Annotated in this window: 28 protein-coding genes and 1 tRNA gene; 8 read left to right on the top strand and 21 right to left on the bottom strand. The window is 41.1% G+C overall.

What is annotated here, in order from left to right; all coding sequences use genetic code 11:
• Position 1: 1 nt before the first annotated feature.
• On the bottom strand, positions 2 to 661 hold the full coding sequence (locus EFB00_RS11255) for a hypothetical protein (protein WP_122647095.1): 660 nt from the start codon (positions 659 to 661) through the stop codon (positions 2 to 4).
• Positions 662 to 864: 203 nt separating this feature from the next.
• Between EFB00_RS11255 and EFB00_RS11250 the strand changes: the two genes are divergently transcribed.
• On the top strand, positions 865 to 1,155 hold the full coding sequence (locus EFB00_RS11250) for a hypothetical protein (RefSeq protein ID WP_122646885.1): 291 nt from the start codon (positions 865 to 867) through the stop codon (positions 1,153 to 1,155).
• Between the two features lie 89 nt (positions 1,156 to 1,244).
• On the opposite strand, the gene EFB00_RS11245 is transcribed toward EFB00_RS11250, so the two are convergent.
• From EFB00_RS11245 to EFB00_RS11195, 11 genes are all read right to left on the bottom strand, one after another.
• Entirely contained in the window at positions 1,245 to 1,961 is a 717-nt protein-coding gene (locus tag EFB00_RS11245) for a YebC/PmpR family DNA-binding transcriptional regulator (protein ID WP_122646884.1), read from the bottom strand.
• A gap of 97 nt (positions 1,962 to 2,058) precedes the next feature.
• Positions 2,059 to 3,219: a nucleotidyltransferase gene (locus tag EFB00_RS11240; protein WP_122646883.1), complete on the bottom strand. Its 1,161-nt coding sequence runs from the start codon at positions 3,217 to 3,219 to the stop codon at positions 2,059 to 2,061.
• Positions 3,220 to 3,428: 209 nt separating this feature from the next.
• A complete protein-coding gene (locus tag EFB00_RS11235; RefSeq protein ID WP_122646882.1) occupies positions 3,429 to 4,868 on the bottom strand; it encodes a glycoside hydrolase family 1 protein in 1,440 nt (479 codons plus the stop codon).
• Between the two features lie 168 nt (positions 4,869 to 5,036).
• Positions 5,037 to 5,771 carry a class I SAM-dependent DNA methyltransferase gene (locus tag EFB00_RS11230; protein ID WP_122646881.1) on the bottom strand — a complete coding sequence of 245 codons (735 nt, stop codon included), beginning with the start codon at positions 5,769 to 5,771 and terminating at the stop codon, positions 5,037 to 5,039.
• 1 nt (position 5,772) lies between these two features.
• Entirely contained in the window at positions 5,773 to 6,114 is a 342-nt protein-coding gene (rsfS, locus tag EFB00_RS11225; RefSeq protein WP_122646880.1) for a ribosome silencing factor, read from the bottom strand.
• Positions 6,115 to 6,141: 27 nt separating this feature from the next.
• On the bottom strand, positions 6,142 to 6,732 hold the full coding sequence (gene yqeK / locus EFB00_RS11220) for a bis(5'-nucleosyl)-tetraphosphatase (symmetrical) YqeK (RefSeq protein WP_122646879.1): 591 nt from the start codon (positions 6,730 to 6,732) through the stop codon (positions 6,142 to 6,144).
• A complete protein-coding gene (locus EFB00_RS11215; RefSeq protein WP_122646878.1) occupies positions 6,722 to 7,363 on the bottom strand; it encodes a nicotinate-nucleotide adenylyltransferase in 642 nt (213 codons plus the stop codon). The genes yqeK and EFB00_RS11215 overlap by 11 nt, the downstream gene beginning before the upstream one ends.
• 27 nt (positions 7,364 to 7,390) lie before the next feature.
• A complete protein-coding gene (yhbY, locus tag EFB00_RS11210) occupies positions 7,391 to 7,702 on the bottom strand; it encodes a ribosome assembly RNA-binding protein YhbY (RefSeq protein WP_122646877.1) in 312 nt (103 codons plus the stop codon).
• 15 nt (positions 7,703 to 7,717) lie between these two features.
• Positions 7,718 to 8,827, bottom strand: a complete 1,110-nt coding sequence (gene yqeH / locus EFB00_RS11205; RefSeq protein WP_122646876.1) for a ribosome biogenesis GTPase YqeH — start codon at positions 8,825 to 8,827, stop codon at positions 7,718 to 7,720.
• Entirely contained in the window at positions 8,820 to 9,350 is a 531-nt protein-coding gene (locus EFB00_RS11200) for a YqeG family HAD IIIA-type phosphatase (RefSeq protein WP_122646875.1), read from the bottom strand. Before EFB00_RS11200 ends, yqeH begins: the two co-directional genes overlap by 8 nt.
• Before the next feature lie 103 nt (positions 9,351 to 9,453).
• On the bottom strand, positions 9,454 to 10,356 hold the full coding sequence (locus EFB00_RS11195; RefSeq protein ID WP_122646874.1) for an Rgg/GadR/MutR family transcriptional regulator: 903 nt from the start codon (positions 10,354 to 10,356) through the stop codon (positions 9,454 to 9,456).
• A gap of 86 nt (positions 10,357 to 10,442) precedes the next feature.
• Here EFB00_RS11195 and EFB00_RS11190 point away from each other — a divergent pair, with 86 nt between their 5' ends.
• From EFB00_RS11190 to EFB00_RS11160, 7 genes are all read left to right on the top strand, one after another.
• Positions 10,443 to 12,053 (top strand): ABC transporter ATP-binding protein, encoded by a 1,611-nt coding sequence (locus EFB00_RS11190; protein ID WP_164709471.1) that lies wholly within the window; start codon positions 10,443 to 10,445, stop codon positions 12,051 to 12,053.
• A 138-nt stretch (positions 12,054 to 12,191) separates the two neighbouring features.
• Entirely contained in the window at positions 12,192 to 12,776 is a 585-nt protein-coding gene (locus tag EFB00_RS11185; RefSeq protein WP_122646872.1) for a DEAD/DEAH box helicase family protein, read from the top strand.
• A gap of 64 nt (positions 12,777 to 12,840) precedes the next feature.
• On the top strand, positions 12,841 to 13,137 hold the full coding sequence (locus tag EFB00_RS11180) for a MazG-like family protein (protein ID WP_122646871.1): 297 nt from the start codon (positions 12,841 to 12,843) through the stop codon (positions 13,135 to 13,137).
• Positions 13,138 to 13,389: 252 nt separating this feature from the next.
• Positions 13,390 to 13,460, top strand: a tRNA-Gly gene (locus EFB00_RS11175).
• Positions 13,461 to 14,221: 761 nt separating this feature from the next.
• Positions 14,222 to 15,046: an Ltp family lipoprotein gene (locus EFB00_RS11170; RefSeq protein WP_122646870.1), complete on the top strand. Its 825-nt coding sequence runs from the start codon at positions 14,222 to 14,224 to the stop codon at positions 15,044 to 15,046.
• Between the two features lie 209 nt (positions 15,047 to 15,255).
• Positions 15,256 to 15,528, top strand: a complete 273-nt coding sequence (locus EFB00_RS11165) for a hypothetical protein (RefSeq protein WP_122646869.1) — start codon at positions 15,256 to 15,258, stop codon at positions 15,526 to 15,528.
• A 250-nt stretch (positions 15,529 to 15,778) separates the two neighbouring features.
• On the top strand, positions 15,779 to 16,030 hold the full coding sequence (locus tag EFB00_RS11160; RefSeq protein ID WP_122646868.1) for a hypothetical protein: 252 nt from the start codon (positions 15,779 to 15,781) through the stop codon (positions 16,028 to 16,030).
• A gap of 46 nt (positions 16,031 to 16,076) precedes the next feature.
• On the opposite strand, the gene EFB00_RS11155 is transcribed toward EFB00_RS11160, so the two are convergent.
• The 9 genes from EFB00_RS11155 to fabF form a co-directional block, all read right to left on the bottom strand.
• On the bottom strand, positions 16,077 to 16,811 hold the full coding sequence (locus EFB00_RS11155; protein ID WP_122646867.1) for an amino acid ABC transporter ATP-binding protein: 735 nt from the start codon (positions 16,809 to 16,811) through the stop codon (positions 16,077 to 16,079).
• 12 nt (positions 16,812 to 16,823) lie between these two features.
• Complete coding sequence (locus EFB00_RS11150) at positions 16,824 to 17,513, bottom strand: amino acid ABC transporter permease (RefSeq protein ID WP_122646866.1); 690 nt, start codon at positions 17,511 to 17,513, stop codon at positions 16,824 to 16,826.
• A gap of 15 nt (positions 17,514 to 17,528) precedes the next feature.
• A complete protein-coding gene (locus EFB00_RS11145; protein ID WP_122646865.1) occupies positions 17,529 to 18,356 on the bottom strand; it encodes a transporter substrate-binding domain-containing protein in 828 nt (275 codons plus the stop codon).
• 248 nt (positions 18,357 to 18,604) lie between these two features.
• Positions 18,605 to 19,390 (bottom strand): acetyl-CoA carboxylase carboxyl transferase subunit alpha, encoded by a 786-nt coding sequence (locus EFB00_RS11140; protein WP_122646864.1) that lies wholly within the window; start codon positions 19,388 to 19,390, stop codon positions 18,605 to 18,607.
• Positions 19,387 to 20,256 (bottom strand): acetyl-CoA carboxylase, carboxyltransferase subunit beta, encoded by an 870-nt coding sequence (gene accD / locus EFB00_RS11135; protein ID WP_122646863.1) that lies wholly within the window; start codon positions 20,254 to 20,256, stop codon positions 19,387 to 19,389. The genes EFB00_RS11140 and accD overlap by 4 nt, the downstream gene beginning before the upstream one ends.
• 11 nt (positions 20,257 to 20,267) lie before the next feature.
• Positions 20,268 to 21,632, bottom strand: a complete 1,365-nt coding sequence (locus EFB00_RS11130) for an acetyl-CoA carboxylase biotin carboxylase subunit (protein ID WP_122646862.1) — start codon at positions 21,630 to 21,632, stop codon at positions 20,268 to 20,270.
• A 10-nt stretch (positions 21,633 to 21,642) separates the two neighbouring features.
• A complete protein-coding gene (gene fabZ, locus EFB00_RS11125; RefSeq protein ID WP_122646861.1) occupies positions 21,643 to 22,071 on the bottom strand; it encodes a 3-hydroxyacyl-ACP dehydratase FabZ in 429 nt (142 codons plus the stop codon).
• Between the two features lie 4 nt (positions 22,072 to 22,075).
• Entirely contained in the window at positions 22,076 to 22,561 is a 486-nt protein-coding gene (gene accB / locus EFB00_RS11120) for an acetyl-CoA carboxylase biotin carboxyl carrier protein (protein WP_122646860.1), read from the bottom strand.
• A 2-nt stretch (positions 22,562 to 22,563) separates the two neighbouring features.
• Positions 22,564 to 23,799, bottom strand: coding sequence for a beta-ketoacyl-ACP synthase II (gene fabF, locus EFB00_RS11115; protein ID WP_122646859.1), 1,236 nt, complete (start codon positions 23,797 to 23,799; stop codon positions 22,564 to 22,566).
• Positions 23,800 to 23,801: the final 2 nt, after the last annotated feature.

Genomic DNA, 23,801 nt, shown 5'->3' with positions numbered 1-23,801 from the left:
TTCAAATAAATTGGATCGTTTGGGGATATTTTAGACGTACGATCTCTAAGATCATTGCCAATTCTGAAAGATTTTCTTCCAACCCCGGATCAAAACATTTGCTGTGTCTGCCCATGTAGCCATTATCGATCAACCGATAGATTCGATTCCATTCGATGAATTGATCCAGATCTTGAAAATTGCTGAGAGGAAATCCACCGCCATCTAAAATCTCGGAAATCCGAAAAACCAGATACGCGCTGTCGATCACTTGTTTATCCATCCCAGACGGTTGGTCAAAAGCATCCGATTCAGGCTTGGTATAATTCAAGATCACTTTTTCCGGTTTGTACTGCAAGCTCCATTCCAAAAGAATGAAAAATGCCTCCATACGGCACTCTTCAAGAAAAAGCAGATCTGTTGCGGCGGCTTGGCGAAAAACCAGCGGGATCAGATAATTCTTTTTATAAATCAGCATCGGCGCACAATCTACACTGAAATTCAAATAACGATTTAAGTAGCCTGAGCCGCGAAAATTTCCCAACCGGTAACCGGACACGCCATACTTTTGGTATTTTTTACAAAGTTTAGAACAGTCCCCGATGGAAACTGCTGTTTCGGCCAATTTTTCGTAACCGCTCAAGATACGATCAAATGGCTCTAGGGTTATTCTTTCCGACATATGCTCACCTGCTTTTGCTTCTATCATTTTAGCGCTTTCTGTATCAATTTTAGCATATATTTTCTGCCTAAAACAAATTTAAACGAGGCGGTCGGCAAATTTTTTTAATTGGAGGGTTTTGCCGAGAAAAATTTCTGCAAAACTGCTTTCGAATGGTCTTTTTCTATACTCTACGCTATACTTTTGTAAAGGAGTGGATATTTATGTTTCTGATTGCGATCTTGACAGGGATCTTAACGATTGGTGGATACTTTTTCGTAATGAATAGTACAATCACCTTGACAATGGCTACTGTCATTCAACTTGGTCTGCTTTTATTGACGATCATGGCGGTCATGCTTTATCGCGGACCTAAAAAAAGGAGTTCTTACGATGGCGGCTGGTACAAGATCTGGACGATCCGCTACGCCATATTGATGATCTCATTGCTAGGAAATTTAGCGGTCTTTGTTGTGTATATTCTTAATTTATTCGGCTTTATGAGTGAGCTGTGATTTAGTTTCAGAAATGCAGCAATTTTACGTTATAAAAAAGCTGAGAATCGTCGGAACGATTCTCAGCTTTTATTTTATCGATCAATCTATTAGTCTAATTCTACGTTGTGGAACACACGTTGAACATCTTCCAGATCTTCTAATGCATCCAGCATTTTTTCGAATTTTTCTAAATCCTCGCCAGACAACTGAACTTCATTTTGAGGGATCATTTGGATCTCTGCTACTGAAAATTCAGAAACTCCTTTTTCTTTCAATGCTTCTTGGATCGCGTTGAAATCAGTTGGCTCCCCATAAACGATGATTTGTCCGTCTTCTTCTATGACATCACGCACATCGATATCTTTTTCCATCAAATATTCTAACACGTCATCTGCATCTTCGCCGGCAAAACCAAAAATCGCTGTATTGTCGAACATATAAGAAACAGCGCCAGACACGCCCATATTCCCGCCATTTTTACCAAAAGCTGCACGAACGTCAGCTGCTGTCCGGTTTACGTTGTTCGTCAATGTATCTACAATGACCATTGAACCATTTGGACCAAAACCTTCGTAACGCAACTCAGCGTATTGTTCATCACCTGAACCTTTTGCTTTTTCGATAGCGCGGTCGATGATATGTTTTGGTACGTTATAAGTTTTCGCGCGTTCAATTACAAACCGTAATTTTTGGTTCGCATGTGGGTCAGGATCACCTGATTTCGCTGCCGCATAAATTTCGATTCCGAATTTTGCATAGATCCGGCTGTTATTTGCATCTTTTGCAGTCTTTTTTGCTACGATATTTGCCCATTTACGACCCATATTCTCACTTCGCTTTCTTGTTTTTGTACATCATGACGAAAAACGTCCTTGTCCATTATACTCGTCCGCACGCTGTATGTGAAGTAGTTTCACCCAACTATTTCAAAATTCTAAGGGGCTGTCTGCCAAAATTCTGCTCGTTGATAGAAGCTTTTCCCAGTTGATATACTTGATCGCCTCGCAATGTCACTGCGGCGTATGTTCCTTCTTTTTTGCCGATTTTAGTAAACAGCGGCCATTCCAGATCCTTGCGGGCAGCTAAAAATTTTTGCCCGGCTTCCGTGAAACCCAGCACATGAAGATATGGTTTTTGCCATTGTTCTTCCATCATATCTTGGCGGATATTCAAAAGTACATAGCAAAGCAGCCGTTGCAGGCGCGTCCTTGTATAACGTTTTGTTTTCAGTTTTATAAGAAAATCGTCAAAATCTTCCGTATCATGGATCAAACTTTTGATCCGATATTCCAACCCATCCACCATTTGATAGATGTTTTTTAATTCCTGATGGGAGCTTGAAAGGATCCGATAACGCAACAACGGCCAATAATCATTCCAAGTGATGATATCTTTTGTAAGATCCGCGGCTGTCTGACTTGGTACAAAATTTGCGATCTCAGATCCTTGCTGCACCGCTTTTCTAATAGCCGTGGCACTGGCGATAGTCTGAGACAACTCCATCGAATGATAACCGGCACCTTTTCTAGCTACGGGAAAAAGTTTCATCGGCTGAGGATATTTCGCGTTCATTTGAGCATAACTTAATGCCAAGACATGATTCGGTTGATTTTCAGAGATTTCCAATCCAGGATAAAGTTTTTGCAGTGTTTCAGTCATTTTTTGCGGATAGGTCTTATTAGGATCCATATTTTTTTTGAATTCCTCATCGATCAATGATTGATTTTCAGCGACAAATTCGCCAAAAGCTTGGTAATCAAAAGTATCTGCCGCATCCGTTCCAAAACATAGAAAATCACAACGAAGCGCTTGTAGGATCGCGATCGCGCCTTGTGCAAAAAAATCCGCCGGCTGCAAGGACCATTCAAGCGGCAACTCTACCACCAGATCGATACCATTTTGCAGCGCCTGATTTGCCCGCTGCCATTTATCTAAGATCGCAGGCTCCCCCCGTTGCAAAAAGTTCCCGCTCATCACCGCGATTACCATATCAGCGCCTGTTTTTTCCCGAGCTTGCTGGACGTGATAAAGATGTCCGTTATGAAACGGATTGTATTCTACGATCACACCGCATACTTTCATACCGCTTGCCTCACTTTATATTCTATCGATCAAAAAAATCATTCTACATCATTTTAACAGATTTTTTATGAGATAAAAATTTTTGCGAAAAAGTGTGATTAAAATAAAATATCCGAAAGCTAGCAGAGTATGAGAGTCGCAAGGACTCTCAACTCTCCAACTTTCGGATATTTTTATCCGTTTCGATCTAATACATCAGCTGTCTTTGATCAATCTAAATCAGTACCATTAGAAGCGATCACTCGTTGATACCAGTAATAGCTGTCTTTTTTGTAGCGATTCAAGGAACCTTCTTGAGTTTCGTCTTGATCTACGTAAACAAAACCGTACCGTTTTTGATAGCCATTCAACCAGCTCAATAAGTCAGTATATGACCATGTGCAATAGCCCAATACTTGACAGCCGTCTGCGATCGCGTCAGAGATCGCTTCTACGTGACTGCGCAGATAATTGATCCGGTATTCGTCATGGATTTTGTGATCTTCGGTGATCTTATCAAATTCTCCTAAACCGTTTTCTGTGATCAGCACTGGCAAACGATAACGGCTGGTGATCCGTCGCAATGCGATACGGATACCCATTGGATCGATTTCCCAATCCCAATTCGTACGATCTACGAAAGGATTGGCAACTTTTTTATACAATCCTGGTACACCGGATTCTTGTGAAGAACCTTTTTTACCGGAAGTATTCATTTTCCCTTGACCTACACCGTCTAACGGATTGAATTTGTTGGTAGCACTTTGGTAATAGTTCATACCCATGAAGTCTGGTTTGCCGGCTTTCAGCAATTCTGCATCTTCCGGTAAAACTTCTGGTGCGATTCCTTCTTTTTCTAAGTAATCCATCACTACGACTGGATATTCTCCTCTGGCATAAACATCCATCCAGTAATTTGCCATAAATTCTTCCGCGTTTTCAGCAGCCAATACATTTTTTGGATCGCTGTCGAAAGAATAGTTTGGTGTATAAGCAAAACTTGGTCCGATTTGTCCCGGCATGTTCATTTCATGGAATTTTTTGATCACTGCCGCGTTCGCCAAATTCGCATGGTGGTTTGCTTGGTACATCCGTTTCATATCGCTGACACCAGGCGGATGTGCAGCTAACATGTAGCCTAATTGAATAAAGACATTTTGTTCATTCAAGCTGACCCAATAATGAACCTTATCTTTGAATGTTTCGAACAATACTGTCGCATAATTAACAAAATCCTCGATAATTTCGCGGGATTCCCAACCACCGTATGCTTCTTGCAATGCAAGAGGCAGATCCCAGTGATAGATCGTCAATAATGGTTCGATACCGTTTTCAATCAATTCATCCACTAATCTCACATAAAAATCAAGACCTTCTTGATTGACTTTGCCTCTTCCTTCAGGAAAGATCCGTGTCCAAGCAACAGAGAATCGATAGGATTTCAACCCTTGTTCTTTCATTAATTGAACATCTTCTTTGTAACGATGATAGTGGTCGACTGCCAAATCACCATTTGTTCCTTTAAATGTTTTTCCCGGGATCCGAACAAATTCGTCCCATACAGATTTGCCTTTGCCGTCTTCATCCCATGCGCCTTCTACTTGGTAGGCAGCAGAAGCTGAACCCCAAAGAAAATCTTTAGGAAATTGCGTTTTGCGTGCATCTTCCAAAAACTTCTCCTCCTTTACTGAAAAAAGAAAAATATATACTTTTCCTCTAATTCATTCTATCACTTTTCAAACACAATTGAAAACGCTTTTTGATTTTTTTTGAATTTTTTCACGAATCGGAAAAACAAGCAAAAAAAAGACACAAGCCGAATCGACTCATGTCTCCTATTACTTCTGACAAACGAAAAACCAGCGGCGGCTGTCGGCGACAGGCGCTTCGTCTTCAAAATCCGCATAAGGTTTGATATTTTGAAAGCCGGCGTTTTCCAGCATCCGCAGATAAACTTCCAGCGGATAAGTGCGTTCTTGATGCAGTTCATCTTGTCGGGTGAATTGCTCATTTTCCTCGTCTTCTGATACAAAAAAGGTCAGAAAATGCTCGATGCTGTTCTCTTCTTTTCCGGCATAGCTGTCCCATAAAAACGCGAAATCATCCGTTTGATAATGGTAGCTGTATTCTGGAAAAAGATCCTTGATCTGATGCAGAGAATGGACATCGAAAATAAAGATCCCATCTTCTTCCAAGACTTGATAAACTTCATCAAAGACTTGTTGGACTTCCTGCTCATCTTTCATGTAGCAAAGAGAATCAGAAAAACAAGTCACTGCTTGATATTGACCAATTTCAGAAAGATCCAGCATGTCTCCTGCGACAAATTGGATGTCAGTTTCTGACTCCAACGCACGATTGCTGGCGATCATCAGCATTTCTTCCGATAAGTCCAGCGCTGTCACATCATAGCCTTCTTTGGCAAATGCAACCGCCAGCGCACCCGTACCGCACGCAAGTTCCAAAATCTCTTTTTTTCCTTGCAAATGACGTTTTGAAAATGCCAACCATTTTTCGTAAAGGCTGGTATCCATCACTTCATCGTAAACGAAAGCAAATGTTTCGTAGGCCATTTTATTCCACGACCCAATCTGTGATGCTGACTAACGGTGCATCAGCCCAAAGTTTTTCCAAATTGTAAAAAGCACGTTCTGTATTGCTGAAAACATGGACGATCACATCTCCAAGGTCTACTAAGACCCATTTAGCGCCGTCTTTTCCTTCAACACGTTTGATGTCGATTTGTTGTTCTTCAGCTTTTTCCACGACTTCATCAACGATCGCGTTGATTTGTCTTTCGCTGTTTGCTGAGCAGATAACAAAATAATCAGCTAGTAAAGAAATCTCTCTGACATCGAGTGCCATGATATCTTCTGCATGTTTTGAATCTGCCGCGCGAACCGCGATCTCTAAAATTTTTTGACTATCTATGGTAATTCCCTCCTAATTTTTTTCTGCGACCCAACGATTGTAGGTCTCTAATGTTTTTGGATAAATCGGTTTTTCTTGTTGGATCAAATGACTGAGTGTATGTTTCGTTTCATAAGCTACTGCCGCATCCAGATCGACCATCGCCAACTCGCGAGCAGTTTCGACACCAGGAAAATCTCGTCCTGGTTCGATGTAATCTGCAACATAAATGATTTTATCCAATAAACTCATTTGCGCCGCTCCGGTGGTATGGAGCCGGATCGCCTGCAAGATCTCAGGATCATCGATTTCAAGTTCTCGTTGGACAAAATCAGCGCCGACGATTCCATGCCAGATCGCATTGTCCCAGTTCAACAAATCAAGATCAAATCCATTTCGACGGATCACCATTTGAAACTCATCGTCAGGACGTTCTTTTGCGTAATCATGTGCCAAACCGGCAATACTGGCTTTTTCTGGAGAAGTGCCATATTTTTCAGCCAACGCGATAGCTGTTTTTTCCACACCTAACACATGTTTGAAACGTCGTTCGCTCATACTCATTTGAATTTTTTGCATCAAAAGTTCACGTTCTAAAGACGTATAATCTCCACTATATTTCATCAAGATACAACCCCTCTTCTTGAATATAGTTTAGCACATTATCCGGTAAGAGGTACTTCGCAGAGCATCCTTGAGCGATTTTTTTCCGAATCAACGAGGAACTGATATCCATCAACGGCACATCCACCCAAATGATCGGATAAGCGGTCTCTGTTGAAAAGTTCGGACGCCGCACACCTACAAAATTGACTAAATTCGTCAATTCATCGATCCGATACCATTTTGGCAAATAAGCCACCATATCGCCGCCGATGATAAAGTAATAATCAGTATCAGGATTTTTTTCCGTTAGTTCTTTCATCGTATCATACGTATAACTTTTTCCTTTACGTGCTAATTCGATGGTTTCAACAGCTAACAATGGATTATCCTCGATAGCCAGCTCCAGCATTTTTAAGCGGTGTTCCGCTGGGATCGTTTCTTTTTCATCTACATGAGGCGGCAAATATTCCGGCATCAAAAAAACTTTTTCCAATCCTAAGGTGCGTCCTACCTGATCGGCGATGATCAAATGTGTCGTATGCACAGGATTGAAATTTCCGCCAAGAATACCTACTTGTTTACGTTTGGGTATGTTTTCTGATTGTGGTTGAACAAACGTTTTGACTCCAACAAGTGATTTTGGCTGCATATCTATCCCTCCATAAAATTATCGCGATTAAATTGAACGAACTTCTTTTGAAAGCTTTTGATATTTTTCTTTGCTGGACGGTTTGAACAACACAATAACACGTCCAATGATCTGAACGATCTCGCAATTGATCGCATCCTGTAAAACTTCTGCGACTTCTTCTGTGATCTCATCTGTATTTTGCAATAATGAGATCTTGATCAATTCGCGTTTTTCCAACGCTTCGTCGATCTGTTTGATCATCGCGTCATTCACGCCGCCTTTGCCGATTTGGAAAATCGGCTGCAGATGATGCGCTTGACTACGCAAAAAGCGTTTTTGTTTTCCTCTTAATTCCATCATTTTCCTTCTTTCTTAAATTAAAGCCTTTCTTCGCAGTACATCGACACCCTTTGGCGCCCAGCCTGCAACAACACTGGGAGCGGTCACCGTGACCCAACCGAGACCGGCAAAAACGATATCGGTTTTTTCTTTGATGGAAAATTCAAAGCGTACCAATTCCGGAAAATCAGCGACTTCATCCGGACGCGGCGGCTGTAATAGTCCGCCGACATGTTTTTGATAAAACGCATCCGCTTTTTCCAATTTTGTCCGTTGGATCTTGATGTCATTTGCCACATAGGCGATAAAGGAACTCTTTTCTCCCTGAATAAAATCAAAACGTGCCAATCCGCCTAAAAAGAGGGTTTGTTCCGCTTGCAGCTGATAGACTTTCGGTTTGATTTCTTTATGAGGCGCAATGATCTTCAAATCTTTTTTCCCAAGATAATGAGCCATTTGATGACGGTGGATGATCCCTGGTGTGTCGATCAGAAAATGACCGTCTTCCAGTGGGATCTCGATCTTATCCAATGTCGTTCCCGGAAATCTAGACGTAGTGATCAGCTCTTTGACTCCTGCTGTCTGCTGGATGATCTGATTGATCAATGTCGACTTGCCGACATTCGTCACGCCTACTACATAGACATCCCGACCATCACGATATTCTTCGATCTTAGCCAGCAGATCCTGCATATAATGCGCTTTTTTTGCACTTGTCAGCAAGACATCAACAGGACGCAATCCGGCTTCGTGAGCCCGTTCTTTCATCCATTGGGTCAATTTGCCGGTCTTCAATGATTTCGGCAAGATATCTACTTTGTTCCCTACCAGCAGGACTGGATTGTCTCCTACGAAACGATGCAATCCTGGGATCAATGAACCGTTGAAATCAAAAATATCAACAACATTTACGATCAGCGCGTCTTTTTGTCCTAGTTCATTCAACAAGCGTAAAAAATCGTCGTCTGTCAAAGAAACGTCCTGGATCTCATTGTAATGACGCAGTCGAAAACATCGCTGACAATAAACTTCACCAGAAGCCAGCCCTTTTTCAAGAGCAGTTTTTGGTGTATATCCTAATTTTTGCGGATCTTCCGTTTGGATCACCGCACCGCATCCAATACAATGGATTGCTTCACTCACTTAAATCACCTCGCCATTTCATATCTGGATTGTCTTTTAAAAGCCGCTTCATGACTTTGCGTTCCATAAAACGATTGATACGGGTATTCCACGCATCCGTTTCTACCAATGGTTTTACTAAAATACTGCGGACACCTGCACGATGAGCGCCGCGGATATCTGTCATCAGCTGATCGCCTACCATCACGACCTCGTCTTTTGTCATGTTCAAACGTTGATGACCAAGACGGATCCCTCGAGCAAAAGGTTTCAATGCTCGTGAAACGTAGCCGAGTTCCAATGCCTTGAGGGCCCGTTCTACACGATCTGCGCTGTTGTTGGAAACTACGATCACCGGAATACCGGCTTTCTCCATATTTACCAACCATTGACGCAATTCGTCAGTGCCATCTGGATTGTTCCAAGCGATCAATGTATTGTCCAGATCCGTCAAAACCGCCCGGATCCCGTGTTTTTTTAATTGTTCTGGAGTCAGATCATAAATGGCGTTTACCATCCATGTTGGTTTGTAATTTGCAAACATAGTGTCTCCTTTGTTCAAAAAATGAAGGAGTACACCCGGTACTCCTCAAGCGGAAATTATACTATAAAATGCTGAAAAATACTAGTTTTACAGTAATTTCTCTTCAAAGATACAGATTCATGTTTAAGGACAATGGAGTAGAGTCCGGATCCTTATGCTCTGTTTTCCATAAGTCGATCAGCATATTCATTTGTTGGAATCGTTCTTTTTGTTTGAAGATTCGACAAATAGAAAGTACTTGATCAAAATAGCGATTGCCGTCTGCTATTTGGTCCTCCATATAACACATGATCCCTTTATTATATAAATATTCGATTTGCGCAAACAGCAGATCGACCTTTTTTTCCAAAGCTTGTCCCGTCAGTTGCAAGATCTCCCGTGCGTAAGCCAATTTTTTTCGATAAATAAAAACTTGAAATAGGTTGTACATGATATCAAAATACAACCGCTGTGTTTGCGGCAATTCCAGATAACTGCCAGCTTTTTTGATCATCCCTTTTGAAAATATGTAAAGTTCTTCCGGTTCAAATAAAAAACAAAAAAGCGAAAAAAGCCGCAACTCCATCTCGCCCCACTCCTCCACCTGATGCAGATAGCGAACGACCCGCGTGTCAGAACCGATAAAATCTTTATCTTCCTTCAAGACCAAAATATAGTAGATAAAATCTCCTAAAAAAAGCGGCCAGCTATATGCGGACGTACTACGTTGATACAATTCTTTCATCAACGCTCGGCTTTCTTCTTTTTGATTCTTATTTATCACTACCTCTAAGCGCTTGACATCCTCTTGATACCGATCTCTGGAAGTCTCTTTTTGAACGAAACGAAATTCTTCGATGGATACATTGATATTTTCCAAACAGCGGAAAAATTGATCGACAGTCAACATAGACTTGCCGTTTTCAAAACGAGAAAGCTGTGCTGCGCTGATACTGCCTTCTGCCGCTTCTTTCAAGGGGATGTTTTTATTTTTTCGCATCAAACGATAGGTTTCTCCGAAGTCCATAGCTTACTCCTTTTACATATATGTAATTTTTTCTGATAGAGATAGTTTAACTCGTTATGCTGTAAACAACAAGGGAGATGAAAAAAATGAAAAGAATTTTACGTATATATTGGAAGGAAAACCTGCTCGTTGGACTTTTTCTGTTAGGAGAAGCGATCGCGCAGACTGTCGCTTCTTTGCAGATTGCTCATGTTTTCAACGCTATCATTGCATTAGATACACGAGCATTTGCAATAACTACTAGCTATGTTTTAGCCGCTTTCTCCGTCTTTTTGATTTTGATTTTTTTCAGGATTCGCTGGACTGCCAGAGTCGTCCAAAAAATGGTCAATCATCTGCGAAAAGATATCGTCCATCGCTTGACAACTGTGAATTACCAAACCTTCCATAAAGAAACTGTGGGTACCTATGCTTCTTGGCTGACAAATGACAGCAACACCATTGAAAAAAGCTTCAGCAGTTTCTACCAGATCGCTAGCGGATTGATCGCCACTGTGGTCTCGTTCCTCGCCCTGTTTTCTTTCCACTGGTCATTGGTTTTGCTGACGCTTTTAGAAAGTATCGGGATGCTTTTACTGCCTAAACTTTTTGAAAAAGAAATAAAACAACGTTTCATCACCGTTTCAAAACGCAGCGAGACTTTTTTGAGCCAGGTGACGAATTACTTGAGCGGTTTTGATACATTGTACGTCTTTCATCGTCTGCCTTTTATCCAACAAAAAGTCGAAAACGCCATTGAGCCATTGGCAGCGAGTAAAATAAAACAAGGCGATACTAACGCAAAAGTCGCAACTACCGGCGGCATCGGGAATGTACTCGGTCAAGTATCGATTCTCGCACTGACCGGCTGGCTGGTTTTACGAAAAGCACTTGCTCCTGGTGCTGTCGCCGCCACTGGCAATCTCGCTTCAACGATTTTTAATACATTAGGAAATCTAAACAGCTATATCTCAGAGATCCAAGGAGCCACACCGCTGTTTCAACATTATCTGGCGCTTGATCCTGTCAATGAGACACCTGTTGCCGACTATCAACCAACTGGCGGCATCAAAATGGAAAACATCGACTATCGTTACCTTTCTGACAAGCCATTGTTTCAGGGTTTATCTTTTGATTTTGAACCTAATAAAAAATACGCCATCGTCGGCGCTAGCGGTTCAGGCAAAAGTACTCTGCTGAATATTTTAAACGGTAAGATCCGTGACTATGAAGGCTCCATCACGTTGGGAAATACTGAATTATCTCAACTTGCTGCCGGACAGATCTATCAAGATGTCCTGTATATCGACCAATCTCCTTATATATTTACCGGCACGATTCGAGAAAACCTGATGTTAGATGAAACTTTCTCAGATGAAGAGCTCTATCACGCACTAGAGGAGGCAGATCTCTTAGACATGGTCCGTTCACAAAAAGATGGTTTGGATCAATTTGTCGGCGAGAACGGCCGCCTGCTTTCTGGCGGACAAAAACAGCGTTTAGCGTTAGCTCGCGGTTTTCTACGGAAAAAGAAGATTTTTTTAGTAGATGAAGGAACCGCCAATTTAGACCAAACCAGCGCTGAAAAAATCGAGCAGCTGCTTTTAGATAAAGCTGAGCTGACTGTCCTGATGATCACTCACCACCTTTCGCCAAAAATCGCCGCACAATTAGATGGTGTGTTGCATCTGCAAGACGCAGCGAAAATTCCGGCGTGATGATATGATACCGATACCCTTCTTTCGATAAAAAGGGTGTCGGTTGTTTTTTCAATATCTGGATTGTTACTTTTTTCAATTTTTGGAATAATATAAAAAAATATGTGTTATAATTGCTCAAACTTTGGAGGTGATTTTATGTCATTGATCGTCCTGATCGGCGGGCAAGCAGTCGGCAAAATGACGGTAGGCAGAGAACTGGAAAAAATGATCGATGCCAAGCTCTTGTACAACCATCAAACTATCGATCTATTTGCCAATTTTCTTGGCTATAACACCTACAGCTTTGCTCTTTCTGATAAAACTCGAAAGGAACTCTTCAAGGCTTTCATCGCAAATAAAGGAAACAATTTGACTGACTCGATCATTTTTACCGTCCTGATTGGTTTTGACGAGCCAGATAATGTAACATTTTTGCGAGATATCTCAAATATTTTTTTATCAGCAGATGAAAAGGTCTACTTTATTGAATTGGTAGCTGACCTTGAGGAACGTTTGAGTCGAAATGTTCATGAGGATCGTCTCGCCGCAAAGCCTTCAAAACGAGATATAGAATTTTCCACAAAAGAACTGTTGGATACGATGGAAAACCATCGTCTGGAAAGTCATGATGGCGAATTGAAAGAACTGTTTCCAGACGTACAATCCATGAAAATCGACAACACTTCTCTTTCGCCTTGTGAAGTTTCCGAATTGATCGTTAAAGAATTTCATCTTGTTTAAAAACGACAATTTCCGGTTGTGTTTTAAGTTTTTGACATACAAAAATTTATCTGGAGTGTAAACAATGGGTCTGATTGATTACCAAAAAGAAATTTATCAAAACAAGATTGACCATCATTTCAACGTTACTAATGTTGAAAAAGAATTTTTATTGCTTTATGGCGAGGTCGCTGAAGCATTCGATGCGTATAAGAAAAACGATAATATCGGTGATGAACTGGCTGATGTCGCTATCTATCTGCTGGGTCTTTCAGAAATACTCGGCATTGATCTTGAAGCAGAGATCCAGAGAAAAATGACCATCAACAAAAAAAGAAAGTATTCAAGTAATGGCAATGGATACGCAACAAAAATCGAATAGCCGCTATATCAGCTTTTTGAATTTTTCATGATAAAAAGATCTCACAGTAAAATATTTTACTACGAGGTCTTTTACTAGTTATATCATTCGTTGAAACTATGGAACACAAGATGCATCTTTCTCTTTAAAGAAGCCAATAAATTGAAGACAATACTTTGATCTGCTTGGTTTTCAAGTTGGACAGACTAACAAAAAAATTATTTATAGAGTCTTGTGTCCCGATAAAAAAAGTCGTATACTTTATCTTGTTCCGCGGGTGTAGTTTAGTGGTAAAACAGAAGCTTCCCAAGCTTCCGTCGCGAGTTCGATTCTCGTCACCCGCTTTTTATGGAAACGTTGATAAGTCAACGTTTCTTTTTTTACTAGTTTATTAGGTCAAGAGATTTAGTAAACACTTATGAATGACCACCGTTCTTTGTCTTTTTATTTATTTAAAAAAAGTCTTTATAACTCTAGTATTTTGTAAAACGCCGAAAACATGTTATACTACCTATCATACGAAAGATATTTTTATGAGCAAAAGATTCATCTGTTTTAATGACATTTATTCACACTGGCGTAGCTACAGGGCTACAAGGATGTATTAGAGGTAGGGAATACATCGGTTAAACGAGAAATAGCGAAATACTTTGCAACAAGTCAAACCCAACTTTAAAAATAGTAAATATTTATTAGTTAGATAGCCGTCACTGGTACTCAGTGGCGGCTATCGTTCATTTTGTATTCACTATCGCAATCAGTTCTATCAATACTTTGGAAAGTAAAGATTTTTTCCTGACTCCTTCATCGCTTTTTCCATCTTGTTCGCTTTCCCTTGGGATTTTAGCTTTAGGAAAACAAACTACGCTTACTCCAAAAAATTTCTGCATCCTTTTTTCGAAACATTTTAAATTGTACTTTTTATACATGAATTATCATAGTATTATATTTATTAGAAGTATATGTTTTACGTTATTTAAATACACAAAACCAACAGAAAAAATAATTTTTAAATATTGCAAAATAAAGTATTTTTTAAAGTGCTTCTGTGTAAGTTTGTAAATAGGAAAAATTATTAAGAAGATAATTTTTAGGAGTTGAGAAAATGGTAACTTTATTTAGTTTGATATTCATCGCTAGTGGTATAGCAACCTGGTACTTCATAAAAAAGAAACCTGATAAAAATAATAGAAATATCGCTCTCGGATTAGCTATGATTTCAATTGCTTTGATCGACATCAGCAGTACCCTTGCTAATGAAAAACAAACAGCTGAAACTACAATCTCCACATTCGAATCAGAGAAAACAAATAATACATTTGAGAATAAAAAAAATGAAGTTGATGAAACTGAAACCAGTGTTTCTAGAGAGTTTTCTAACGCAATGAAAGCTGCTGTCAACTACATCGATCTTTCTCCTTATTCCAAGGAAGGTTTATACAGTCAATTATTATACGAGAAGTATCCAGAAGATGCTGCTAGATATGCCGTAGAAAATATTGATGTTGATTGGAAATCTCAAGCCCATACTCACGCCAAACAATATCTTAGTCATTCACATTTTTCCAAGGAAGGCTTATTTAATCAATTATTGTATGATAAATATGAAGAACACGATGCTAGATATGCTGTAGAAAATATTGATGCTGACTGGAAATCTCAAGCCCAAGCACACGCCAAACAATATCTTAGTCATTCGCATTTTTCAAAAGAAGGACTATATAATCAACTATTATCTGAAAAATATGAAGAAAATGACGCTAGATATGCGATTGAGAATATCGATGCTGACTGGAAAGCACACGCATTGGCAACGGCTAAGCAATATCTTGCCGATTCTCCATTTTCAGATGCTGCTTTATATGATCAATTAATTTACGAAAAATTTACTCCTGAAGAGTCGCAATATGCAATCGACAATTTAAACTAAAAATAGAGGGTTAACCTTGTGTCAATAAATTCTTTGTAACAAGCAAAGAAGGTTCAGCAACGGTTACCGACTCTAAGTTAGAAATGGAAATCTCTTAATAAGATTTCCATTTTTTTAGATCATATATATCAAAAATCTCCTTTAACAACAGCTTGTTCGCTTTGCAAACAGAACAAATGTTCGTATAATTCTAATAAAGGAGTGATCTTATGAAGACTATAAAAGGACTTGTCACAAAAATCAAAATTTTAAACACTGCTGGTAAAACACCTCTGCTATTTTTTAAATTAGATGATACTAATTGCCTGATTGCTAATCACTCCCTTGCTTTTCTAGCTGACGTTTCTGAAAACATGATGATCTGTGTCAAAGGTTTTTACAATGAAAGAAAACAATTCATCGTACGGGAATATCACGTACTGGGTCAAACATGGATCGCAAAAGAAATGAAAAACAATAGAATGCCTCATAAAATATATTAGCCTGCTGAACAGCGGGCTTTTTATAATAGTATTAGCGCTCATCCTAATTTGCCTTTTGAACGATAATAAATCGTTATTCTCAACATCATGGATTCTTCCTATTATCACCTAGACCATCCCAGCAATTTATGTTATCCTTTGCTCGATACTTGCGGATAATTGCTGAGTTATGGTGGTAAGCATCGTTTTCTGACACACCTTCAGCCCCCGCAGTTTACAGCAATAATTAGTTTGATAAGGAGCGAGAAATATGCGTTTTCATGAAGACATCAACGAATTGATCGTAGAATTATTGGCTGATATCCAAGACATCGGCAACGAACAAATCTGGGCATTTTATGAAGAAGAAAATGATACAAAGATTTTCACAGATTATCGGTTCAAGCAAGATCCTGATGAAAAGATGCCAAAAGGGACTTCAAAAGAAAAAGTGACTGAGATACTGGCATCAGATCTTCTATCTCAACTACGTGCGCAACACTTCAATAATTCTTCTTTATAAGGTATCTAAAAAATGGAGCAGTTCTCAAAGGACTGCTCCATTTCTTTTATAATATTTTCGATAAGAAATCAATAGTACGAGGATTTTGTGCATGTTGGAAGATTTCTTCCGGAGTGCCTTCTTCCATGATGATTCCTTCATCCATAAAGAGCACACGATCCCCTACTTCTTTCGCAAAGCCCATTTCGTGAGTAACAATCACCATCGTCATTCCGTCTTTGGCTAATTGTTTCATGACCGCCAATACTTCTCCTACCATTTCTGGATCTAGTGCCGAAGTCGGTTCGTCAAACAGCATGACATCCGGCTGCATCGCTAGCGCTCGTGCAATGGCGATCCGCTGTTTTTGTCCTCCGGAAAGTGATTGGGGATAGGCATCCTTCTTGTCGCTTAAACCGACTTTTTCCAAAAGCTGCTCACTGATAGCTACAGCTTCGGCTTTGTCTTGTTTCTTTACTTTCAACGGTGAAAGTGTCAAGTTGTCCAAGACTGTCATGTTTGGGAAAAGGTTGAAGTTTTGGAACACCATCCCCATTTTTTCCCGCATTTTATAGATATCGTTGTTCTTGTCAGTGATATCGACACCTTCGAAATAAATATTGCCTTTTGTCGGTACTTCCAACAGATTCAAGCAGCGTAAAAAGGTGCTTTTCCCTGACCCTGACGGACCGATGATCACTACGACCTCGCCTTTTTTTATTTCTGAATCGATTCCTTTCAATACCTGATTTTTCTTAAATGATTTATGCAAACCATCCACTTTGATCAGTGTGTCTGTCATTGATCCATCCTCCTATCTTTGATACCCTTTACCCATTTTTTCTTCCCATAAAGCTAAAAGGCGACCAGTGAAGAAAGTCAAGATAAAGTAGATCGCGGCAGCTATATATAATGGTTCTAATGGGATATAAGAGTTGGTGATCACGATCTGCGCACTGCTTAGCAATTCATAGATCCCAATCGTTGAAAGCAAGGACGAATCTTTGATCAAGGTAATAAATTCATTACCCATCGATGGCAAGATATTGCGCAAAGCTTGCGGCAAGATAACGTAGCGCATCGCTTGTAACGGACGCAGACCTAATGATTCCGCCGCTTCTTTTTGGCCTACTTCAACGGAAATGATCCCGCCTCTGACGATCTCTGCCACATAAGCGCCGGAATTCAATGAGATCACAATGATCCCGGGAATCAAGCGTCCAAAGTCAACATCTAAAACGCCTAGTGAAACAGTCGGCGCATGGATCACACCTTGCAGCAAACCAAAACCAATCAAAATCTGGATCAGCATGGGTGTACCTCGCAGGATCTCAATATAGATATTCGCAAACCAGCGCAAGGGAGAAACCTGTGACAGTTTCATCAGCGCAATAATGACGCCGATGATCGTACCGAAAATGATCGTCACAACGGAAATGATGATCGTTACCATTGTTCCTGACAGAAAATAAGGAAAAAAATCTGGTAAAAAGGAAAAATTCATAATTCTGACCTCTATCTATTTATCAGCGTTTTTATTCGCTAATTCAATATTTTTTTGAACGAACTCTTCGATCTTGCCTGAATCGTTCAATTTTTTGATGATTTTGTCGATCTCTGTTTTAAGAGTACCGCTGTCTTTTGGCAATGCAATCGAGTACGCTTCATCTTTGCTGGATTTCAAATCGATATCAGCAAATTGCAGATCAGGATTTTGTGAAATGTAAGAAGCGCCGACTGTTTCTTCTACGACTAACGCATCGATCGAACCTTGATTCAATTCAATGATCAAGTTAGGTACTTTAGCAACAGAAACCATCTGTGCATCAGGAAGCTGTTGTTTGACTACATCTTCTTGAACGGAACCTTTTTGCGCGCCGACTTTTTTGCCTTTCAAGCTGTCGACAGAGGTGAATTTATCCGCGTTTTTCTTATTCACGATCACCTTTTGAGGTGGATTGTAGTAGTTATCCGAGAAGTCGAAAGATTTTTTACGTTCTGGTGTGGCTGAGATCCCTGAGATTGCGATATCGACTTTTCCTTGTTCCAATGAACTGAGGACAGCATTGAACTCCATATCCATAAATTCGATATCAACACCTAAATCATCAGCGATAGCATTCGCCAGATCCACATCGGCTCCAACGATTTTATCTTTGCCATCGACCATCGAGTGGAACTCAAAAGGTGCAAAGTCCGCAGACATCCCAACTTTCAGAACTCCTGCATCTTTGACAGCATCCAATGCTTTACTTTGTGAATCTCCTTCTGATTTCTGACTGCCGCCGCATGCTCCCAGCATAAACAACAACGCGACCGCTGCAACTCCACTTAGAATTTTTTTCATAATACCCGCTCCCTTGTTAAATATTTATACATATATTAGTGCTTTATCGATAATGTATACATAATATCACAGCTCATTTGATTTTTCATCCACTTTTTGAAACTTTTTTGAAATTTAATTCGATATTCTTTCAACAAATGAATGTTTAAACAAAAAAACGGATAGCAGACGAGTAAGTCTGCCATCCGGCTGGTTCAGTTTCAATTGATTGTTGTTTCAATAAAGTTTATAAAATCCTAGTTAGATCCTCAAAATTTGCGGAAGCGTTCATATCTTGCCGCTAGACGTTCTGATTGTGTCATTGCTGAAAGTATATGCAGTTTCTCAATCAACCCTTTGCGGATCATCTGATTGATTTTTTCTTGAGGGATCGGCTGTCCGTTTAGCGTTTCAGGGATCACTCGGTCAACGATCTCCAGTTCCGCCAGTTCCGCAGCAGTGATTTTCATCAATTCCGCGGCTTCTTTCGATCGGCTGCCATCTTTCCAGAGGATCGATGCAAAGCCCTCCGGAGATAAAATCGCGTAAATAGAATGTTCCAGCATCCAGACTTCATCCCCTAACGCAAGTGCCAATGCCCCACCACTGCCGCCTTCACCAATGATAATAGCGACGATCGGTACTTTTAAATCTGACATTTCCAAAAGATTGCGGGCAATAGCTTCCCCTTCACCGCGTTCTTCGGCCCCCACACCGCAGAATGCGCCGGCTGTATTGATAAAAGTAATCACAGGTCGCCCGAATTTTTCGGCTTGCTTCATCAAACGCAGTGCTTTACGGTAGCCTTCAGGATGAGGCGCGCCAAAATTTCGGCGAAGATTTTCTTGCAAGTCTTTGCCTTTTTGGATACCGATCACAGTGACAGGCTTTTGATCCAACAGCGCGATCCCGCCAACGACTGCTTCATCGTCAGCAAACAAACGATCTCCGTGAAATTCTTGGAATTCATCAAAAAGCGCCTCAAAATAATCAAGAGCAGTCAGTCGATCTTTTGCTCGCGCTAATTGAACGATGTCATGAGCAGTCATTTTCATGTGATCGACCATCCTTTCATCGTATGGAATTTCAGCAGTTGATAGATTCGTTGTTTCAATTCTTTCCGAGGAACGATTTGATCGACGAAACCATGTTTTTGTAAAAATTCGGCTTTCTGAAAGTCATCTGGCAATTCTTGCTTGATAGTCTGCTCGATTACTCGACGGCCGGCAAAGCCAATCAAGCTTTGTGGTTCAGCTAAGATAATGTCGCCTTCCATCGCAAAACTTGCTGTCACTCCGCCTGTTGTCGGATCGGTCAAAACAGTTAAATAAAATAATCCGGCTTCACTGTGGCGTTTGACAGCGGCGGAAATTTTCGCCATTTGCATTAAAGAAAAGATTCCTTCTTGCATTCTCGCGCCTCCTGAAGCTGTAAAAATAACGACTGGCAGACGCTTTTTTGTTGCCCGTTCAAATAAACGAGTGATCTTTTCGCCAACTACTGTTCCCATACTTCCCATAATAAAATGCGAATCCATGATGCCTAATGCAAAAGGCAGACCTTGGATCGTTGCTTCACCAGTTAAAACAGCTTCCTTCAATCCGGTCTTTTCTTGCATCGTTTCGATTTTTTCTTGATATCCCGGAAATTGCAGCGGATCTTTTGTCACGCATTCTGTATCCCATTCCTCGAAGCTTTTTTCATCGATCGTAATAGCGATCCGTTCCCAAGCGCTGATCCGAAAATTATAGCCGCAATGCGGGCATACTTTTTCAATACCGATTTCTTTTGTATAAAGTGTATGTTTACAATTCGGACACTTGGCCCACATATTGTCAGGGACATGAGGAGCGTTGGCAGGCGCTGCATTATGATTAGGATTAATACGAATGTAATTTTTCTTTTTCTTAAATAGAGCCATTCTTCACACTCCTACTGTTCAGGCGTCCAATTTGGTAAAAATGTTTCTTGTAAAAACGCGGTGGTATAGTCCCCAGCGATCACTTGAGGATGACTGATCAGATCCATTTGGAATTCTGCATTGGTCATGACTCCTTCTGTTACCAATTCTCCCAACGCACGCTGCATCTTCATCAATGCTTCAAAACGATTGTCACCATGTACGATGACTTTTGCGATCATAGAATCATAATAAGGAGGGATCGTATAGCCGGAATACATCCCGCTATCCACCCGGATCCCTAATCCGCCGCTAGGCAAAAAGAGATTATTGATCGTTCCAGGAGATGGCGCAAAATTAAAGGCTGGATTTTCCGCGTTGATCCGGCACTCGATGGCATGTCCTGATAAGCGGATATCTTCTTGTTCCAATTCAAGAGGCTCATTAGCCGCGATCTCGATCTGTTTTTTTACAAGATCGATCCCAGTAACCATCTCAGTGATAGGATGTTCTACTTGGATTCGCGTATTCATTTCCATGAAGTAAAAATCGCCGCTTTCATCCATCAAAAATTCAATCGTCCCGGCATTCCGATAATTGACCGCTTTTGCTGCCCGAACAGCTGCTGCACCCAACTCCTGTCTTTTCTTCTCTGAGATCACGACAGATGGCGATTCTTCCAAGACTTTCTGATTGTTTCTTTGTAAGGAGCAATCTCGTTCCCCTAAATGAAGGACCTTGCCAAATGCGTCCCCTAAGATTTGGACTTCGATATGACGTGCTGGATAAATGATTTTCTCCAGATACATGGCGTCATTACCAAACGCCGCTTTTGCTTCCTGCTGAGCAGAGGCAAAATGCTGAGGCAATTCTTCTTTGGAAAGGACTTTGCGGATCCCTTTGCCTCCGCCACCGGCTGCTGCTTTCAACATGACTGGATAGCCGATCTTTTCGGCAATCGCCAAAGCTTCCTCTACGTCAGAAACTTCGCCGTCGCTTCCAGGGATCACCGGTACATCAGCTTCATTCATCAATTGCCGGGCATTGATTTTATTTCCCATGGCATCGATCGTTTCGCTGGTGGGTCCAATGAATGTGACATTGATTTCTTCACACATCGCGGCAAATCGGCTGTTTTCAGATAAAAAGCCAAATCCCGGATGGATCGCTTCGGCCTTTGTGATGACTGCGGCACTTAGTATCTGTTGGACATTTAGATAAGAATCTGCGGCTTTTGCCGGTCCGATACAGATCGCTTCATCCGCTAATTCCGTATGCAGTGCTTCCCGATCTGCTTCGGAATAAACAGCCACCGTCGAAATTCCCAATTCGCGACAAGCACGAATGATCCGTACGGCGATTTCTCCGCGATTAGCAATCAATACTTTCGAAAACATACATCGTCACCTACCCAATCATAAACGTCAGCTCTGCTTCGGCAACTTTTTTACCGTCCACATATGCTACGCCCTTGCCGATGCCGGCTGAGGACTTGACTTTCAACAGCTCCACTTCCAGCATCAATGTATCCCCCGGTGTTACTTTGCGGCGGAATTTTGCTTTATCGATCCCGCCAAAATAAGCAGTCTTTCCTTGGAAATTTTCTAACGATAACAAAGCGACTGCACCGGCTTGAGCCATAGCTTCAAGGATCAATACTCCCGGCATTACCGGTTCATGAGGAAAATGTCCTTGGAAAAACGGTTCATTGACAGAGACATTCTTTTTGGCAACGATTTTTTTGCCGATTTCCATTTCTTCCACACGATCGATCAGTAAAAATGGATATCGATGAGGAATGATTTTTTTGATTTCTTCAACAGTCATTAAAGACATTTCTTTATCCTTCTTTCACTGCAAACAATGGTTGGTTGTATTCCACTGCCTGCTCATTTTCCACAAGTACTTCGACGATTTCTCCTGAAACATCACTTGTGATCTCGTTCATGACTTTCATCGCTTCAACGATACATAATACATCGCCTTTTTTCACGTGATCGCCAACTTTTTTAAAGACAGGTTTGTCGGCACTAGGAGCCAGATAGACCAAACCGACTAACGGTGAAACGACCTTTGTTGTATCTTCAGCTGTTTCACTTGCAGGTGTCGGCGCTGTTTCCACTGCGCTGCTGACTGGGCTGATTGGAGCCATTTGAACAGCGCCGCTTGCGGCAGGCTCTAATGACACGACTCTATCAGCATCAGAGTCATGACTCATCGTATTTTTATTGAAATAAAGTTCAAAACTGTTTTCTCGTAATTTGAATTCGGTCAATGATGATTCATCAAAACGATTCAGCAGATTTTTGATTTCTTGGATCTCCATCCTTAATCCCCCCAACGTTTTAGGCAGATCACTGCATTATGTCCGCCAAAGCCAAGCGAATTGCTCAGCGCGTAATTTAATTCTGCCGGTTGGCTTTGATTTTTTACTACGTTCAGATCAATTTCCGGATCTTGTTCGCGAACGTTGATGGTTGGCGGTACGAATTGATGTTGCAGCGCCAATAGACTGGCAATGGCTTCGATCCCGCCGGCTGCACCCAGCAAATGACCGGTCATTGACTTCGTGCTGCTTACATAAGTATTTTTATAAGTATCTCCCAACCCATATTGGATAGCTTTCGCTTCGGCTTTGTCATTAGCTGGTGTGCTTGTACCGTGGGCATTCACATAACCAACTTCTTCCCCGGTGATCCCGGCTTCTTGCATAGCCAACCGCATCGCTTTGCCGGCACCTGAACCATCAGGATTAGGTGCAGTCATATGGTAGGCATCGCAATTAGCGCCGTAGCCTACGACTTCTGCTAAAATAGTTGCACCGCGTTTTTTCGCATGTTCATAAGATTCAAGTACCATAACGCCGGCACCTTCACCCATGACAAATCCGCTGCGGTCTTTATCAAAAGGAACAGAGGCTTTATTTGGATCTGTTTCACGGGTCAATGCAGTCAGTGATGCAAAACCGGCGATACCGATTTGATTGATAGAAGCTTCCGCTCCGCCTGCCAACATGATATCCGCATAGCCGTGTTTGATATTACGGAATGCTTCTCCAATCGAATGCGTTCCTGATGCGCAGGCTGTAACTGTACTTGTGCAGATTCCTTTCGCGCCGACTCGCAATGCGATATTTCCTGCGACCATGTTCACAATAGACATCGGTACGAACATCGGTGATACGCGCGCTGATCCTTTTTCATGCATCCGGATCACTTGGTCTTGGATGGTCTGTAAACCGCCGATCCCTGATCCTACCATCACACCAAAACGATCCACATCGACATCATCTTTCGTGAATTTAGCCATTTCCATTGCTTCTAAAGCCGCATAGACGCCATAGATAGAAAACATATCCATCCGTTTCGCATCTTTTTTGATGAAATATTTATCGAAAGGGAACTCTTTTACTTCGGCTGCTAATTTGATGCCTGTATCTTCCGCATCAAAATGGGTGATTTCACAGATGCCGTTCGTTCCTTCTTTTAAACTGTTTAAAAATGTTTCTGCATCATTTCCGATGGGTGAAGCTACACCATATCCTGTGATAACTACTCGATTCACTG

The organism is Enterococcus mediterraneensis (assembly GCF_900604485.1).
GTDB lineage: Bacteria > Bacillota > Bacilli > Lactobacillales > Enterococcaceae > Enterococcus_C > Enterococcus_C mediterraneensis.
Note: the sequence above shows the minus strand (reverse complement) of the source record. Positions and strands in the feature narration are given on the sequence as shown.

Coding starts and splice junctions, on each gene's coding strand:
- EFB00_RS11255 (WP_122647095.1), bottom strand. CDS start 661: ATGTCGGAAAGAATAACCCTAGAGCCATTTGATCGTATCTTGAGCGGT.
- EFB00_RS11250 (WP_122646885.1), top strand. CDS start 865: ATGTTTCTGATTGCGATCTTGACAGGGATCTTAACGATTGGTGGATAC.
- EFB00_RS11245 (WP_122646884.1), bottom strand. CDS start 1,961: ATGGGTCGTAAATGGGCAAATATCGTAGCAAAAAAGACTGCAAAAGAT.
- EFB00_RS11240 (WP_122646883.1), bottom strand. CDS start 3,219: ATGAAAGTATGCGGTGTGATCGTAGAATACAATCCGTTTCATAACGGA.
- EFB00_RS11230 (WP_122646881.1), bottom strand. CDS start 5,771: ATGGCCTACGAAACATTTGCTTTCGTTTACGATGAAGTGATGGATACC.
- yqeK (WP_122646879.1), bottom strand. CDS start 6,732: ATGAAATATAGTGGAGATTATACGTCTTTAGAACGTGAACTTTTGATG.
- EFB00_RS11215 (WP_122646878.1), bottom strand. CDS start 7,363: ATGCAGCCAAAATCACTTGTTGGAGTCAAAACGTTTGTTCAACCACAA.
- yhbY (WP_122646877.1), bottom strand. CDS start 7,702: ATGGAATTAAGAGGAAAACAAAAACGCTTTTTGCGTAGTCAAGCGCAT.
- EFB00_RS11200 (WP_122646875.1), bottom strand. CDS start 9,350: ATGTTTGCAAATTACAAACCAACATGGATGGTAAACGCCATTTATGAT.
- EFB00_RS11195 (WP_122646874.1), bottom strand. CDS start 10,356: ATGGACTTCGGAGAAACCTATCGTTTGATGCGAAAAAATAAAAACATC.
- EFB00_RS11190 (WP_164709471.1), top strand. CDS start 10,443: ATGAAAAGAATTTTACGTATATATTGGAAGGAAAACCTGCTCGTTGGA.
- EFB00_RS11185 (WP_122646872.1), top strand. CDS start 12,192: ATGTCATTGATCGTCCTGATCGGCGGGCAAGCAGTCGGCAAAATGACG.
- EFB00_RS11180 (WP_122646871.1), top strand. CDS start 12,841: ATGGGTCTGATTGATTACCAAAAAGAAATTTATCAAAACAAGATTGAC.
- EFB00_RS11170 (WP_122646870.1), top strand. CDS start 14,222: ATGGTAACTTTATTTAGTTTGATATTCATCGCTAGTGGTATAGCAACC.
- EFB00_RS11165 (WP_122646869.1), top strand. CDS start 15,256: ATGAAGACTATAAAAGGACTTGTCACAAAAATCAAAATTTTAAACACT.
- EFB00_RS11160 (WP_122646868.1), top strand. CDS start 15,779: ATGCGTTTTCATGAAGACATCAACGAATTGATCGTAGAATTATTGGCT.
- EFB00_RS11155 (WP_122646867.1), bottom strand. CDS start 16,811: ATGACAGACACACTGATCAAAGTGGATGGTTTGCATAAATCATTTAAG.
- EFB00_RS11150 (WP_122646866.1), bottom strand. CDS start 17,513: ATGAATTTTTCCTTTTTACCAGATTTTTTTCCTTATTTTCTGTCAGGA.
- EFB00_RS11145 (WP_122646865.1), bottom strand. CDS start 18,356: ATGAAAAAAATTCTAAGTGGAGTTGCAGCGGTCGCGTTGTTGTTTATG.
- EFB00_RS11140 (WP_122646864.1), bottom strand. CDS start 19,390: ATGAAAATGACTGCTCATGACATCGTTCAATTAGCGCGAGCAAAAGAT.
- accD (WP_122646863.1), bottom strand. CDS start 20,256: ATGGCTCTATTTAAGAAAAAGAAAAATTACATTCGTATTAATCCTAAT.
- EFB00_RS11130 (WP_122646862.1), bottom strand. CDS start 21,632: ATGTTTTCGAAAGTATTGATTGCTAATCGCGGAGAAATCGCCGTACGG.
- fabZ (WP_122646861.1), bottom strand. CDS start 22,071: ATGTCTTTAATGACTGTTGAAGAAATCAAAAAAATCATTCCTCATCGA.
- accB (WP_122646860.1), bottom strand. CDS start 22,561: ATGGAGATCCAAGAAATCAAAAATCTGCTGAATCGTTTTGATGAATCA.